Annotated in this window: 18 protein-coding genes, 1 pseudogene and 1 other annotated feature; of the genes and pseudogenes, 18 read left to right on the top strand and 1 reads right to left on the bottom strand. The window is 31.9% G+C overall.

Going from position 1 to position 14,622, the window contains the following annotated elements; translation table 11 throughout:
* Nucleotides 1-13: 13 nt before the first annotated feature.
* The 10 genes and pseudogenes from E4100_RS00630 to E4100_RS00675 all read left to right on the top strand — a co-directional run bounded on the left by E4100_RS00630 (nucleotide 14) and on the right by E4100_RS00675 (nucleotide 5,636).
* Nucleotides 14-382 (top strand): NifB/NifX family molybdenum-iron cluster-binding protein, encoded by a 369-nt coding sequence (locus E4100_RS00630; RefSeq protein WP_135269835.1) that lies wholly within the window; start codon nucleotides 14-16, stop codon nucleotides 380-382.
* Between the two features lies 1 nt (nucleotide 383).
* Nucleotides 384-1,244, top strand: coding sequence for a nucleotide-binding protein (locus tag E4100_RS00635; RefSeq protein WP_135269837.1), 861 nt, complete (start codon nucleotides 384-386; stop codon nucleotides 1,242-1,244).
* The gene (locus E4100_RS00640) at nucleotides 1,222-2,085 is read left to right on the top strand and encodes an ATP-binding protein (RefSeq protein WP_135269838.1); all 864 of its coding nucleotides are present in this window, start codon (nucleotides 1,222-1,224) and stop codon (nucleotides 2,083-2,085) included. The genes E4100_RS00635 and E4100_RS00640 overlap by 23 nt, the downstream gene beginning before the upstream one ends.
* Before the next feature lie 193 nt (nucleotides 2,086-2,278).
* Nucleotides 2,279-3,118, top strand: a complete 840-nt coding sequence (locus tag E4100_RS00645; RefSeq protein ID WP_135269840.1) for an Mrp/NBP35 family ATP-binding protein — start codon at nucleotides 2,279-2,281, stop codon at nucleotides 3,116-3,118.
* Nucleotide 3,119: 1 nt separating this feature from the next.
* Nucleotides 3,120-3,479, top strand: a complete 360-nt coding sequence (locus E4100_RS00650; protein WP_135269842.1) for a NifB/NifX family molybdenum-iron cluster-binding protein — start codon at nucleotides 3,120-3,122, stop codon at nucleotides 3,477-3,479.
* A 225-nt stretch (nucleotides 3,480-3,704) separates the two neighbouring features.
* Nucleotides 3,705-4,139: a MarR family winged helix-turn-helix transcriptional regulator gene (locus tag E4100_RS00655; protein WP_135269844.1), complete on the top strand. Its 435-nt coding sequence runs from the start codon at nucleotides 3,705-3,707 to the stop codon at nucleotides 4,137-4,139.
* Between the two features lie 48 nt (nucleotides 4,140-4,187).
* Entirely contained in the window at nucleotides 4,188-4,319 is a 132-nt protein-coding gene (locus E4100_RS09625) for a thioredoxin domain-containing protein (protein ID WP_135269846.1), read from the top strand.
* A 12-nt stretch (nucleotides 4,320-4,331) separates the two neighbouring features.
* Nucleotides 4,332-4,649: pseudogene (locus E4100_RS00665) on the top strand (peroxiredoxin family protein); the annotation flags it as partial.
* 143 nt (nucleotides 4,650-4,792) lie between these two features.
* Nucleotides 4,793-5,212, top strand: coding sequence for an arsenate reductase ArsC (locus E4100_RS00670; RefSeq protein WP_135269850.1), 420 nt, complete (start codon nucleotides 4,793-4,795; stop codon nucleotides 5,210-5,212).
* A gap of 103 nt (nucleotides 5,213-5,315) precedes the next feature.
* Nucleotides 5,316-5,636, top strand: coding sequence for a putative heavy metal-binding protein (locus E4100_RS00675; RefSeq protein WP_135269852.1), 321 nt, complete (start codon nucleotides 5,316-5,318; stop codon nucleotides 5,634-5,636).
* A 41-nt stretch (nucleotides 5,637-5,677) separates the two neighbouring features.
* On the opposite strand, the gene brnQ is transcribed toward E4100_RS00675, so the two are convergent.
* Nucleotides 5,678-6,970 (bottom strand): branched-chain amino acid transport system II carrier protein, encoded by a 1,293-nt coding sequence (gene brnQ, locus E4100_RS00680; RefSeq protein ID WP_135269854.1) that lies wholly within the window; start codon nucleotides 6,968-6,970, stop codon nucleotides 5,678-5,680.
* Between the two features lie 148 nt (nucleotides 6,971-7,118).
* Nucleotides 7,119-7,363, top strand: a binding site (T-box leader).
* A 60-nt stretch (nucleotides 7,364-7,423) separates the two neighbouring features.
* Here brnQ and E4100_RS00685 point away from each other — a divergent pair.
* The 8 genes from E4100_RS00685 to E4100_RS00720 all read left to right on the top strand — a co-directional run bounded on the left by E4100_RS00685 (nucleotide 7,424) and on the right by E4100_RS00720 (nucleotide 14,575).
* Nucleotides 7,424-8,203, top strand: a complete 780-nt coding sequence (locus E4100_RS00685; RefSeq protein WP_135269856.1) for an amino acid ABC transporter substrate-binding protein — start codon at nucleotides 7,424-7,426, stop codon at nucleotides 8,201-8,203.
* 26 nt (nucleotides 8,204-8,229) lie between these two features.
* Entirely contained in the window at nucleotides 8,230-8,880 is a 651-nt protein-coding gene (locus E4100_RS00690; RefSeq protein ID WP_135269857.1) for an amino acid ABC transporter permease, read from the top strand.
* 9 nt (nucleotides 8,881-8,889) lie between these two features.
* A complete protein-coding gene (locus E4100_RS00695; protein ID WP_135269859.1) occupies nucleotides 8,890-9,546 on the top strand; it encodes an amino acid ABC transporter ATP-binding protein in 657 nt (218 codons plus the stop codon).
* A 135-nt stretch (nucleotides 9,547-9,681) separates the two neighbouring features.
* Nucleotides 9,682-11,112, top strand: a complete 1,431-nt coding sequence (locus E4100_RS00700; RefSeq protein ID WP_167792036.1) for a cryptochrome/photolyase family protein — start codon at nucleotides 9,682-9,684, stop codon at nucleotides 11,110-11,112.
* Nucleotides 11,109-12,056, top strand: coding sequence for a YbgA family protein (locus E4100_RS00705; protein WP_135269862.1), 948 nt, complete (start codon nucleotides 11,109-11,111; stop codon nucleotides 12,054-12,056). Before E4100_RS00700 ends, E4100_RS00705 begins: the two co-directional genes overlap by 4 nt.
* Before the next feature lie 29 nt (nucleotides 12,057-12,085).
* The gene (locus tag E4100_RS00710; RefSeq protein ID WP_167792037.1) at nucleotides 12,086-12,736 is read left to right on the top strand and encodes a cobalamin B12-binding domain-containing protein; all 651 of its coding nucleotides are present in this window, start codon (nucleotides 12,086-12,088) and stop codon (nucleotides 12,734-12,736) included.
* Nucleotides 12,733-13,890: an ABC transporter permease gene (locus E4100_RS00715; protein ID WP_135269866.1), complete on the top strand. Its 1,158-nt coding sequence runs from the start codon at nucleotides 12,733-12,735 to the stop codon at nucleotides 13,888-13,890. Before E4100_RS00710 ends, E4100_RS00715 begins: the two co-directional genes overlap by 4 nt.
* Nucleotides 13,883-14,575, top strand: a complete 693-nt coding sequence (locus E4100_RS00720; RefSeq protein ID WP_135269868.1) for an ABC transporter ATP-binding protein — start codon at nucleotides 13,883-13,885, stop codon at nucleotides 14,573-14,575. Before E4100_RS00715 ends, E4100_RS00720 begins: the two co-directional genes overlap by 8 nt.
* Nucleotides 14,576-14,622 lie beyond the last annotated feature (47 nt).

The following is a 14,622-nucleotide window of genomic DNA, read 5'->3' on the forward strand; positions in this document are numbered from 1 at the left end:
ATGGAGGATTTTTATGAAAATAGCAATTCCAGTAGATGATAAGTCTTTAGAATCCAACGTATCGGGATCCTTTGGACGTACTCTTTATTTTCTTATTTATGATACAGAAACTAAGGAAAGTGAATTTATAGATAACACTGCAGCGGAAAGCACAGGTGGTTCTGGAGTAAAAGCTGCACAAACAATAGTAGATAGCAAAGTAGATGCTTTGTTGACCCCAAGATGTGGACAAAATGCTGCTGAAGTGATTAATTCAGCTGATATAAAAATATTCAAAACGACACACGCTTCAGTGAAAGACAACATTGCCGCTTACGTCGAAGGTAAATTACCATCGTTAGACGAAATACATGCTGGATTACACATGCACGGAGACAATTAATATGAAAATCGCTGTACTAAGTGGCAAGGGTGGTACTGGAAAAACATTTGTATCTGTGAATCTAGCTACGGTAGCAAAAACTTCGACTTACATAGATTGTGATGTGGAAGAGCCAAACGGTCATCTTTTTTTTAAGCCTGAAAAAATTCAAGAAGAAGAAATAACAGTTCAAATTCCAAAGGTAGATAATGAACTATGCAACGGATGCCGAAAATGCGCAGATTTTTGTAATTTCAATGCCCTTGCTTATATCAAAAATAAACTGATTGTCTTTGAAGATGTGTGCCATTCCTGTGGTGGGTGTAGCCTAGTTTGCCCTGAAAAGGCACTGACAGAGAAAGAAAAAACAATAGGAAAAGTACAAAAAGGTGTTTCCGACGAAGTGATTATATTGACAGGGATATTGAATATAGGTGAAGCTTCAGGCATTCCTATCATAAAAAACCTACTTAACACAGAAAAATATCGGCAAGACTTATTAACATTTATCGACTGCCCTCCGGGTAGCGCATGTATAGTAATGGAAAGCATTAGAGATGCTGACTATTGTGTATTAGTAGCTGAACCCACTTTATTTGGGGTGCATAACCTCAACATGGTTTATGAGCTAGTCACGTTAATGAAAAAGCCTTTTGGAGTGGTTCTCAATAAATGTTTGGAAGAAGAAAATCCTGCGGAGAAGTTTTGCTTAGAAAAAAATATTAAGATTTTAGGGAAAATTCCTTTTGATAGTGAACTAGCTACAATAAACTCAAATGCTGAAATTGCCGTAAATAAAAATGGAAAGTACCGTAAATTATTTTCTTCCATACTTGACACAGTGATAGAGGAGGCAAAAAATGAAACAACTACTAGTCCTTAGTGGAAAAGGAGGAACTGGGAAGACAACAATAGCAAGCGCATTTATAAAACTTGCAGATGCTAAGGCATATGCAGATTGTGATGTGGATGCACCTAATCTGCACCTTATAACCGAATGGAATAATGAACCAGAAAAAACAAATTATTATGGGTTGCCAAAAGCGAAGATAAATATTGAAATGTGTATTGAATGTGATCAGTGTAGGCAAAATTGCAGGTTTGACGCAATCAAACTAAACAAGTACTACGAGATTGATACTTTTGCTTGTGAAGGATGTGGAGTCTGCGAGTATGTTTGCCCTGCGGGAGCAATAATAATGGAACCAGCAGTAGCTGGGGAGTTAATGCTTTATTTTGATGGAGAAAGAGCGTTTTCGACAGCAAAACTAAAAATGGGCAGTGGGACATCGGGTAAGCTCGTAGCAGAAGTAAAAAATAAGATGAAGTCAGTAAAAGTTGATTCTGATGTTGCTATTATAGATGGTTCTCCTGGGATTGGTTGTCCTGTTATCGCTTCAATCAGTGGTGTAGATATGGTTTTAATAGTTGCCGAACCTTCGATATCAGGTATCAGTGATATGGAACGCATCATAAATACAGCAATGAAATTTGGGACTAAGATGGCGATATGCATCAATAAATACGATACCAACATAGAAAATACAAAGAAGATTGAAAAGCTTTGCGAAGAACGAAAATTACCTTTTGTTGGTAAAATACCTTTTGATTCGGGTGCAGTGAAAGCTATTAACAATGGCAAAACTATTGTAGACATAGATTGTATATCTGGCACGGCCGTTAAAAAAGTTTATCAAAATACAATGAATTTGCTTTTTGAATAGATTTGTTGATTAAAGGCATGCGGATATTTTAATGATCTAATGATAAATATTTGCTTTGAAGGGTTTTTATTTTTAAATCAAATAGGTGCAAATAAATAATCGAATAAAAGGAATAAATTTTTAAATATATCTTGAATCATGATTATTTATATATGTACTAAGAAAATGAAATCTAAAATAAAGGAGTAAGATTATGAGTGAAACTTGCAATCAAACCTGCAGCAGCTGTTCGGAAGACTGCGCAGAAAGAAAAGAAAAAAAAGTTGATTTTTCCGAGCGAATGAATGAGATGAGTAACATAAAAAAGGTCATTGGTGTAGTAAGTGGCAAAGGAGGGGTGGGTAAGTCTCTTGTCACCTCAATGCTTGCAGTTGCAATGAGCAGAATGGGTTACCATGCTGCTATTCTAGATGCTGACGTTACAGGACCTTCTATTCCGAAAGCATTTGGTATCAAACAAAAAGCTTCAGGAAGCGAGTTGGGCTTATTACCCGTTAAAACCCAAACAAATATTGATGTAATGTCGATAAATTTATTATTAGAAAAAGATTCTGATCCAGTTGTCTGGAGAGGGCCTATTATTTCAGGTACAGTTAAGCAATTTTGGACTGATGTTATTTGGGGTGATGTAGATTTTATGTTTATAGATATGCCTCCAGGGACTGGTGATGTACCTCTTACTGTATTTCAATCCATTCCAGTTGATGGAATTATAGTTGTAACGTCTCCACAAGAGCTAGTATCTATGATTGTATCAAAAGCAGTTAAGATGGCTGAAATGATGAATATTCCAATTATAGGGCTAGTAGAAAACATGTCTTATTTCAAATGCCCAGATAACGGCAAAGATTATCAGATATTTGGGGAAAGCCACATTGAGGAAATTGCTGATAAACACAATTTAAAAGTTCTAGCTAAACTACCTATTGATCCAAAAATTTCGGATGCATGTGACAAGGGTATAATAGAGTTCTACGATGGCAATTGGCTTGAGCCAGTTGCAAAAATATTAGTAAATATGGGGGGAAATTAAAATGATGAAAATAGCTGTAGCAAGTGAAAATGGGATGGTAACAGAGCACTTTGGACATTGCGAAGCGTTTATGATTTTTGATGCAGAAGATAATCAAATTGTAAAAAGTGAAACTGTAGCTAATCCTGGGCATAGGCCCGGATTTTTGCCTGAATTTTTGAATGACATGGGTGTTAATGTAATTATATCGGGTGGCATGGGTGCAGGAGCTATTGAAATCTTTAACGATAAAAATATTGAAGTTATAGTTGGAGCTAGCGGTAATGCTAATGAAGTTGCAAAATCATACCTTGAGGGTCATCTAAAGTCCACAGGATCTGTATGTCATCAACACCAACATCATGATGAATGTGGGGAATAAGATAGAATATTTGCATAAGAAAAGTATTATATGGGGTATTCATATAATACTTTTTTATTTTCTACACAATAAATTTATTAAGTTTACCTGTTTTTAACATAAAAATATCATACACACAATAAAAACATTTATTGACTATTGATTAAAAACAATGTATTATTATATTACAATCAATTGAATAAAATTAAATTTTATAAAATTAATCATATTTTAGAAAGGGACCATATGGATAAATACGATCAAATAAAATTAGAAAATCAAATCTGCTTTCCTTTGTATGCTCTATCAAGAGAAATAATCAAACTATATAAACCAATACTTGATAAATACAATTTAACTTATACTCAATACATAACTATGCTAGTTATATGGGAGAAAGAGAAAATTGGATTTAAAGACTTGGGCAGACTCCTACATTTAGATTCAGGTACATTAACTCCTGTATTGAAGAAATTAGAGGCTATGGAACTTATACATAAATATAGGAGCAATGAAGATGATAGAATTGTAATTGTTGAGGTCACTGAGAAAGGGAATAGTCTAAAGGAAGATATACTTCATGTACCTGAAGAAATTTATTGTAAATTGAATATCGAAACTGAAAAATTGTTTACTTTAAAAAAGCAACTTGATGAAATACTTACTCAAATAAGCGAATAAACAATTTTCAACATATTTATATTATAAAAACTAAGGAGATGAGATTAATTGGCAAGTGTAGAAGTAAATAAAAAAGCACCTGATTTTGAAATAAAGGATTATCTAGGAAATGTAATAAAATTATCTGATTTTAAAGGGAAAAACAATGTACTGATTGTATTGAACAGAGGTTTTGTATGACCGTTTTGCAGAAAGCATATGATGCAGTTGCATCAAGACTATGATAAATTTGTTAAAAAGGATACTGCAATATTAGTTATCGGACCTGAAAATGCTGAGAAATTTAAAGAGTATTGGGAAGAAAACAATTTAGAGTTCTATGGAATACCTGATGAAAGCCACTCTATATTAAAGATGTACGGCCAAGAAGTAAACTTATTTAAACTTGGAAGGATGCCAGCGCAGATGCTAGTAGATAAAGAAGGAATACTAAGGTATGTACATTTTGGGCATTCAATGAAAGACATACCAGAAAACAGCGAGATACTAGAGATTATTGAAAAATTATAAGTGATTTTGTGTTATTTTTAGATATACTAAATATGCATAAAAGCTAGCTCAATTGGATAACAATTTTTATGATAAGACTTGAAATAGAGAAATCAGGGAAATTGAATGAGATGAAAAGTGCAATTGATATAGGAGGTATCCAAATGGAAAATGGAAAATTGAAAGTCGCATTTATATGTACACATAATTCATGTAGAAGTCAAATCGCAGAAGCTTTAGGCAAACACTTTGCCTCAGATGTTTTTGAGAGCTTTTCTGCAGGAACAGAAACAAAGCCTCAAATCAATCAAGACGCAGTAAGACTTATGAAAGAGATATATGACATTGACATGGAGAAAGATCAATATTCTAAGTTGATAACTGAACTGCCAGAAATTGATATTGTAATTAAAATGGGTTGTAATGTAATATGTCCTTTTGTACCTTCAAAATATGAAGAAGATTGGGGATTAGATGATCCTACAGGAAAAAGTGATGAAGAATTTAAAAAAGTCATATTCAAAATTGAAGAGAATGTGAAGGAATTGAAGAAAAAAATAGAATCAGAGGAATTAGCGATATAAATTTATAAATAGATTAAATTTTTGCTAATTTATATTTTTATTAAAAGGTAAAAATATGGTATACTGTAAAGAGAAATTAATTTAATAGATAAGAAGGGATATCATGGTTATAACAACAACTCCAACCGTAGATGGAAAAAAGATTGTGGAGTATAAAGGTATAGTTTTCGGAGAAGTCATTTCAGGAGTAGATTTTATTAAAGATTTTGCAGCTGGGTTATCTAATTTCTTTGGTGGAAGATCTAAATCTTATGAAGGAGAGCTTATCGAGGCTAGAGAAGCAGCGCTAAGAGAGATGACAGAAAGGGCAAAAGATTTGGGGGCAAATGCTGTTGTTGGAGTAGATATTGATTATGAAGTGCTAGGGCAAGGCGGGAACATGATAATGGTAACTGCTTCTGGCACTGCTGTAGTAGCAGAATGAATAAAAGAGAGCTAATGGCTTAAGCCATTAGCTCTCTTTTATTATAAAGCAATATCGTATTTCTTAGGTTTTATAAAGGCACCTAAAATTGCGCCTAAAATAGCTGGCAAGATCCACGCAAAACCAGATGAGGAAAAAGGTAATAAATTTAGGATTCTAATTATAAAGCCATGTAAGCCTAGCATGTTTAAAGTCTGTAATGCACTAATTACGAGTGTGGCATAAATTGAATATCTGAAGATATTATTGTTCTTTATGTAATCACCTAAGAAAACGGTAAGTAGTATCAAAACAATAACAATAGGATACATAAAGGTAAGGATTGGCTCCGCCAATTTTATAATGAATTCGACCCCATTTATTGACATAATTGCACTAAATAGGCTGGTCACAATTACAACAACTTCATATTTTATTTTACCATTGCTAATTTGATTAAAATATTGTCCTACAGTTGCTGTAAGTCCAACTGATGTTGTTAAACATGCTAAACCTACAACCAGTCCCAGACCGATTTCGCCGAAAGCTTGGAGTAAATTATTAGCAATATTCATTATTAAATCCGTTCTTGTAATAGTCTTTGGAAATAATTGACCACCAGTTGCACCTAGATAGCCTAAACCCCCATATACAAATGTCAAACCAGATACTGCTATTAGGCCAGCTTTTTTTGTCATTGAAAACTGTTCTTTTTTACTGCTATAACCTTGTTGAATTAATGATGAAGATATTATTCCACCGAATAAAATTGCTGCAAGTGCATCCATGGTTTGATAACCTTGTGTGAATCCATCAGAAAATGGTTTTGCTAAACTTTCTTCTATTGGATCACCCATAGGAAAGAATATTCCTCTAAGAATCAATAACATTAAAATAATAAGAAGCACAGGAGTTAAGACTTTTCCAAGTTTATCAATTACATTTGTTGGCTTTATTGTAAGTAATAGAGTTATCCCAAAATAAATAATCATAAATACAATTGGATTTGCATTTGGGAATATAGGCTGTACTCCCATTTCAAAAGATGTAGCACCTGTTCTAGGTATCGCAAGTAGAGGGCCTATTGCAAGGACAATTGTTATACCTAGAAATTTCGAAAATAAAGGAGAAATTCTATTTCCTAGTTTATCAACATCTCCACCAGCTTTAGCTGAAGCGATTATTCCCAAGAATGGTAAACCTATACCCGTGATAAAGAATCCTATCATAGACCAATTCCATTTATCTCCTGACATGAATCCTAAAAAAGGTGGGAATATCAAATTTCCCGCACCAAAAAACATAGAGAACAATGCTGCTCCTACAATCAATGAATCTCTTTTCTTTTTTTGCATTTACAAACCTCCAGAATATAATTTATTATATTGTTAATATTTTACCACTATTTTGATAATTGAGCAAATATACACAATAGAAATAAATATAAAATAAGTATTTACAAAATAAATTATTTATGATATTTTATAAAAAATAGTTTAATATGATAATGCAATGACGAGAAAGAGTAATCGATAATTAGCTTATAGAGAGTGTATGTATGGTGGAAATACATAGCGAAAGATCGATGAACACATCTTTGAGCAGGTTGGTGAAATTTTATAAATTAGCCGGATTCGGGTTGCAGCCGTTAACATGCACGGGTATAGAATTTTTGTACCTAGTGAGGATGATAATTAAAGTTATCATTAAATTGAGGTGGGACCACGGGATTAACTCTCGTCCTCTAGCTAGTTAGCTAGAGGATGGGAGTTTTTTTAATTTAATTTTTAGTAAAGGGGTAGATTTAAATGTTAAGAAAGAAAAAATCAGTAGTAATTTTAGTTTTGGTGTTATTGGTAAGTACAATAGTGGGTTGTACACAGCAAGAAAGTTCTAGTAAAGGAGAAGAATTTGTCATCGGGTTAGATGATACATTTGCTCCAATGAGCTTTAGAAATGAACAAAATGAAATTGTAGGATTTGATGTAGATCTTGCGAAAGAAGTTGCTAAGAGAAATGGGTGGAATATAAGATTTCAGCCAATTGATTGGGCCATGAAAGAGGCAGAACTCAATTCAGGAAATATTGATATGATATGGAATGGATACACAATAACTGACGAAAGAAAAGAAAAAGTTAATTTCACTGATGCTTATCTTACTAATTCGCAGATAATTGTGACATTAAGCGATTCGGATATAGATGAGATTGATGACTTAAAAAACAAGACAGTTGCTACACAAGCTGAATCAAGCTCTCTTGATGCAGCAAGAAAACTAGATGGATTTATCGAAAGCTTAAAAGACGGAAAAATAATTGAGTACTCAACTTTTAATGAAGTGTTCAATGATCTTGAATCAGGCAGAACCGATGCCATAATTGTAGATGAAGTGCTTGCAAGATATTACATGAACAATAAAGGTGAAGGATTATATAAAGTGCTTGATGAAAATTTAGGGATTGAAGAATACGGAGTAGGAGTTAGAAAAGAAGATGAGGAATTGCTAAAAAAATTAAATATAACACTTGAAGAAATGAAGAATGATGGAACATATGATGAGATTTATTCAATGTGGTTTGCTGAATAAGTTTTATTTTAGGCGGAGATGATACAATGAAAATTTTTGAGATGCTAATTCCAATGACATGGGAAGGATTAAAAGTGACAATGAGCGTTTTTGCAATAACGCTTATTGTTTCACTACCTTTAGCTATATTTGTTGCTTTACTCAAAGGATCAAAAAACAAATACATTTACAAATTTACTAGTGCTTATATATATGTTATGAGAGGCACGCCACTGTTATTGCAGTTGATGTTCATATTCTTTGGCTTTCATTACATTCCTGTAATAGGATATGCATTTACTAGATATCAAGCTATTTATATAGCATTTATATTAAATTACACTGCTTATTTTACTGAGATAATAAGAGGTGGTATAAACACTATTGACATAGGGCAATTCGAGGCTACTAAAGTACTGGGTATGAGCAAAAGCTTTGCATTTACAAGAATAATTTTGCCACAAGTTATGAAAAATATAATTCCATCTTTAGGAAATGAGATAATTACACTAGTAAAAGACACCTCGTTGGTTTATATACTTGGTGTGACAGACATATTAAAAGCTGCAAAATCAGTATCAAACACATATTCAACTTTCACACCATATATATTTGTCGCTTTTGTATATTTGGGAATCATTGCGATAATGACAAATATTTTATCAAGTATAGAAAGTAAATTTGATTATTATAGATAGGAGAATAAAATGGGATTAGTAGTAGAAAATATAAGCAAATCTTTTGGAAAAATAAAAGTTTTCGACCATCTGTCATTTGAAGTTGATGCCGGAAGCATTTTATGTGTAGAAGGAAAATCAGGAGAAGGCAAAACTACACTTTTAAGATGCCTTAATAAACTTGAACAAGTAGACGAAGGGAGTATCTTTATTGATGGAGAGAATATACTTCAGCTCAAAGATGCTAGGAAAATCGGATCAAAAATAGGGCTTGTATTTCAAAATTATAATCTTTTTCCTCATTTGACTGTAATGGAAAATTTAACTATCACACCTAATTATTTAAAAATAATGAATAAAGAAGATGTGAATCTAAAAGCCAAAAAAATATTGAAATCCTTGGAAATTGAAGATAAAGAAAATATGTATCCTTATCAATTATCAGGTGGGCAGAAACAAAGAGTGGCTATAGCCAGAGCGTGTATGTTAAATCCAGCAGTGCTTTGCTTTGACGAGCCTACGTCAGCATTAGACGAAGATACATCGCAAAAAATATCTTCTATTATAAAAAATCTTGCAAATCAAGGCATGGCAATAATTGTAGTAACCCATGATATAAAATTCAGTAGAGATATAAGTGATCTCATATTAAAATTAGAAGATGGCAAATTGAATCGGATGCAATAGAAACCCAAAGAAAGATTTTTTTAAATCTCTTTGGGTTTAAAAAATTGTAAAGATTAAAAAAAGAAAAATCTATTCTTGGGTTTTTGTTATTTGATTTGGGTATATATGGATAAATTACTTAACGGAAGTGAAAATATGACTAATTTATTATGGATAAAAAACGACTTAAGACTAGAAGATAACACTGCTTTAATAAATGCCATAGGAGACACTCTTAAATACAATGAAAAATTGCTGATCATTTTTTATATTGACCCAAAGCAGATGAAAACTGGGGAAATGAGCCATGATTATTTTTTTAAATCAGTAGATATCTTCTATAAAACCTTAAAAAGTTTAGGCTTAGATATGTTTTTTCTTTATGGAGACTTATCAAAATCTTTTAATAAATTAGTCCATGACTTTCCTGACATCAACAGATTCTACTATAATTGCGATGAATCTGGATATGGATATTTTAGAGATATGAAAGTAATAGAAATATTTAAAGAAGCTTCCGTAAAATGCATAGGTTTTATGGATAAACATTTGCATCAAGCTAAAGAAATAATGACTTCAAGCAATTCAAATTACAAAGTGTTTACTCCGTATTATTTAAAGTGGAAGGACAGGTTAAAAAATTCAGAACTATTAATAGACTTTGGTCGAATTAAATCAGTAAATTATGAGGATCATGGTGGGAAAGATTTATATGCAAAAGAGAAATATTTAGAAATAATAAAAGGAATTAAAAATTCTTTTGATGGCATCATCGGCGAGGAAAGTGGAAATAAAATACTTTTTAAATTTAAAGAAGAAAAGCTATCAAATTATCATGTAACTAGAGATTACCCTTATTTAGATCCTACTAGTCACATATCTAGCTTCTTGGCTACAGGTCAAATTTCCATTAGAAAAGTCTATCGGATAGTTGAGGAAGCAGAATATTCTTCTGGGAAAGAGGCTTTTATTAGAGAATTGGCATGGAGAGATTTTTTTAATATGCTTTATCATTTTAATCCTAAACAGAAAGAGGAGCCATTAAATGACAAATATAAATCTTTAAATTGGGTAAATGACAAAGACCAAATTGATGCTTGGATGAAAGGCAAAACAGGATTTCCTATTGTTGACGCTGCTATGAGGCAACTAAACTCCGAAGGCTTTATTCACAATAGACTTAGAATGATAGCAGCTTCGTTTTTAGTTAAAGATTTACTTGTGGATTGGCGAATAGGGGAAAGGTATTTTGCTAATAAATTAATTGATTACGATAGTTCCTCAAACATTGGAAATTGGCAATGGATTGCATCGGTTGGTGTTGACTCTGTCCCTTATTTTCGTATTTTTAATCCTATATCTCAGAGCATTAAATTTGACCAAGAAGGTGTTTTCATTAGGAAGTATGTTAAAGAATTAGCTGATTTGCCTTACCCTTACATCCATCAGCCTTATAAATATAAGGATAAAATAAAGAAAGAATATGGTTTAGATTTAAACAAAGTATATAAAGAACCAATTATTGATCATAATATTCAAAGGCAAAAAGCAATAGAGATGTTTAAAAAATATGGAGGAAATTTATGAAGCCTAAAATACTGATAAGCAGTTGTCTGGGATTTGAAAAGTGCAGATACAATGGAGATGTTATTAATTTTGAATTATTGGGAATGATGAAAGAATATATAGATTTTATACCCATCTGTCCAGAGGTTGCAATCGGTCTAACTATACCGCGAGATAGTCTGAGAATAATAAAAAAAGGGGATAATTATCTCTTAGTTCAGCCTACTACAAATAAAGATTTTACAAATGATATGAGAGATTATGCAAATAAAGTATCAGAAGATATCAAAGATATCGATGGTATTATACTCAAAGGTAGGTCGCCATCATGTGGGATAAAGGATGTTAAAGTTTATGCTGGTATATCAAATGCACCAGTTATTGAAAAAACACGAGGAATTTTTGCAGAAGTATTATTAGACAAATATGATCATTTACCAATAGAAGAAGAAGGGAGGTTGTTAAATTTAGAAATTCGGGAACATTTTTTTACTAAACTCTATGTGCTGTTTGAATATAAAAATATCCGCAAGAGTAATTCAATCACTACTTTAACTAACTTTCATGCAAACAACAAATATCTCTATTTTGCTTATGACCAAATGCAAAAAAATAGACTCGGTAAGATAGTAGCAAACCATGATAGAAAAGAAATAAGCGAGGTTTATGATGAGTACTTTAAAGAATTAAATCTACTTTTTTCTAAATTGCCGACTAAAAAGAACTACATAAATTCATTTTTGCATATATTCGGTTATTTTTCAAAGGATATAAGCAAAGAAGAAAGGAAATTCTTTTTAGAACTGATTGATAAATATAAAAAAAATCAAATCGAAAGAACTTCAATTAGCAATGTGCTAAAAAGTTATGTAATCAAGTTTAATATTGGCTATTTATTAGATCAGACTATATTTTCTCCATTCCCCGAGGGCTTGATAAGTTTGAAGGATAGCTCTGTTAAATAGCTTTATTTTAGTATAAGGAGATGAGATTGTTGAATAAATACTATGCTGATTTTATCAAATATTTAGGAGAAGAAAACAAAGAAGAAGCATTTAGATGTGCAATGCAAATATTAAAAGAAACTGGAGTTGTAAAGCTTTACGAAGAAATCCTAGCTCCTGGATTAAACTCAGTAATTGATGAGTTTGGAGCTGATTCTAAAGAACTCATATGGAGAGAGCATGTAAGGAGTGGAATCATAAAAACTATTGTGGAAAATTCTTATAGCTTTGTGTTGGATGAAAGAGAAAAGATTGGAATAAAGCACAATGAAAATATAATTGTCTTATGCCCAAAGTTTGAAGAACATGAGATAGGAGCAAGGATGGCTGCAGATTTTTTCACTATTGCTGGATTCAAAACAACACATATAGGTGCTAACACTCCAGAAGACACACTTTCACTAGCGGTAGAAAAATTACAGCCTAAATATATATCAATTAGTGTAACTAATTATTACAACTTAATTGAGGCTAAAAGAGCAATAGACAAGTTAAGACAAAAAGACAATTATAGTGGAAAAATCATATTAGGGGGACATGCTTTTTCCTCAGACCCGCAAGTTTACAAAAGAATTGGTGGAGATTATTTACTATCTAATTTTAATGAGATTCTTAAATTCAGCAAGGAGGTAAATCTATGAGATTAGCCTTTAGCATAGCTTCTAGGTTTTTGAAATCGAATAAGGGACAGACAGCTTTGATTTTAATAGGAATAGTAATTGGAGTTGCAGTTCAAATTTTTATTGGTTCTTTAATAGATGGGTTACAAATCTCTTTAGTTGACAAAACAATAGGCAATGCATCACAGATTACAATCTTACCATCAGGAAAGGACAAGTATTTCGCTGAAGATAAAGCTTTGTTAGATAGATTATCAAATAATGATAATTTAACAGCTATATCAAAAACTTATGATAATTCAGCATTTATAAAGATTGATGGTGAAACCTACCCGATTCTTTTAAGAGGAGTAGAGTTTACTAATGCCAATATGATATATGAATTTAATGAGAAATTAGTAGAAGGGAACATACCAGAAAGAGAAAATGAAACTATAATTGGCTCGAATCTTGCAATTGATAACAACTTAAATGTAGGAGATGAAGTAGAGATACTTACTCCTGAAGGTATAAATGAGAAAATAAAAATATCAGGTATATTTGATTTAAAGGTTTCTAACCTTAATAAGACTTGGATAGTCATGCCAATTGACAGTGCAAGAAGTATATTTGGTAGTGACAATCAACTTACATCCATAGAGATGCAAGTTAAAGATGTATTTAAAGCAGATATCGTATCTGAAGAAATAAAGAAGGACATTAATATAACTAACGTTGATATATTGAATTGGAAAGAAGAAAATGAGGAGTTGCTTTCTGGGTTATCTGGGCAATCAGCATCAAGTATAATGATACAAGTATTTGTATTATTAGCTGTATTATTAGGAATATCATCAGTATTAGCTATTTCGGTAGTACAGAAATCTAGGCAATTAGGTATATTAAAAGCTATGGGGATAAAAGATAGACAAGCTAGTTTTATTTTTTTATTCCAAGGGTTGCTTTTGGGAACAATAGGAGCTTTATTAGGTGTCATATTTGGAGTAATGCTAACTTATATATTTTCAATATTTGTTAAAAATCCTGATGGCACAGCACTCGTACCTTTCTATATTGATTATAGGTTTATAGGATTTTCAGCATTGATTGCTGTAGTTGCATCTACGCTGGCTGCGCTGATTCCTGCTAGAAATACTTCTAAACTCAATCCTATAGAGGTGATAAAGAATGGCTAAGATACTAAGATTAAAAGATATTAACAAAATTTATGGAGATAAGGTAAAAACTCAAGTGCTATTTGATATTAATTTAGAATTTGAAGAAAGTACTTTTAATTCAATTATTGGAGAATCGGGAAGTGGAAAGTCTACCCTAATGAATATATCAGGAACGCTTGATAGAGCAACAAGTGGAGAAGTAGAAATAAATGGAATTAACACAGCTAAAATGAATAAAAATGAACTAGCAATTTTAAGGAATGAAACCATAGGATTTATATTTCAATTTCATTATTTACTCCCTGAATTTACCGTCATGGAGAACATATTAATCCCATATAGAATAAAAAACAAAGTGATAACAAAAGAAGCAGTAAAAAGAGCTGAGGAATTAATTGATATAGTTGGTCTTAGTAAAGTTAAAAACAATAAAGCTACGGATATATCTGGAGGCCAGCAGCAAAGAACTGCAATAGCACGAGCTTTGATAAATGATCCTAAAATAGTACTTGGAGATGAACCTACTGGAAATCTAGACTCAGGTACAACGGAAATAGTTTATGAACTATTAAGGGATATTAATAAAAGATATAAAACTACTTTTATTATAATAACTCATGATAAGAGGGTAGCAGAAAAAGCTGACAGAATAATTGAAATAAAAGATGGAAGAATAGAAATGGATTTATCAAGAAAAATATAGAAAAATATAGAAATTTTTGTTGACTTATTTATATGAGGTGATATGAT

Source organism: Soehngenia longivitae (assembly GCF_004684055.1).
In the GTDB taxonomy this organism is placed as follows: domain Bacteria; phylum Bacillota; class Clostridia; order Tissierellales; family Tissierellaceae; genus Soehngenia; species Soehngenia longivitae.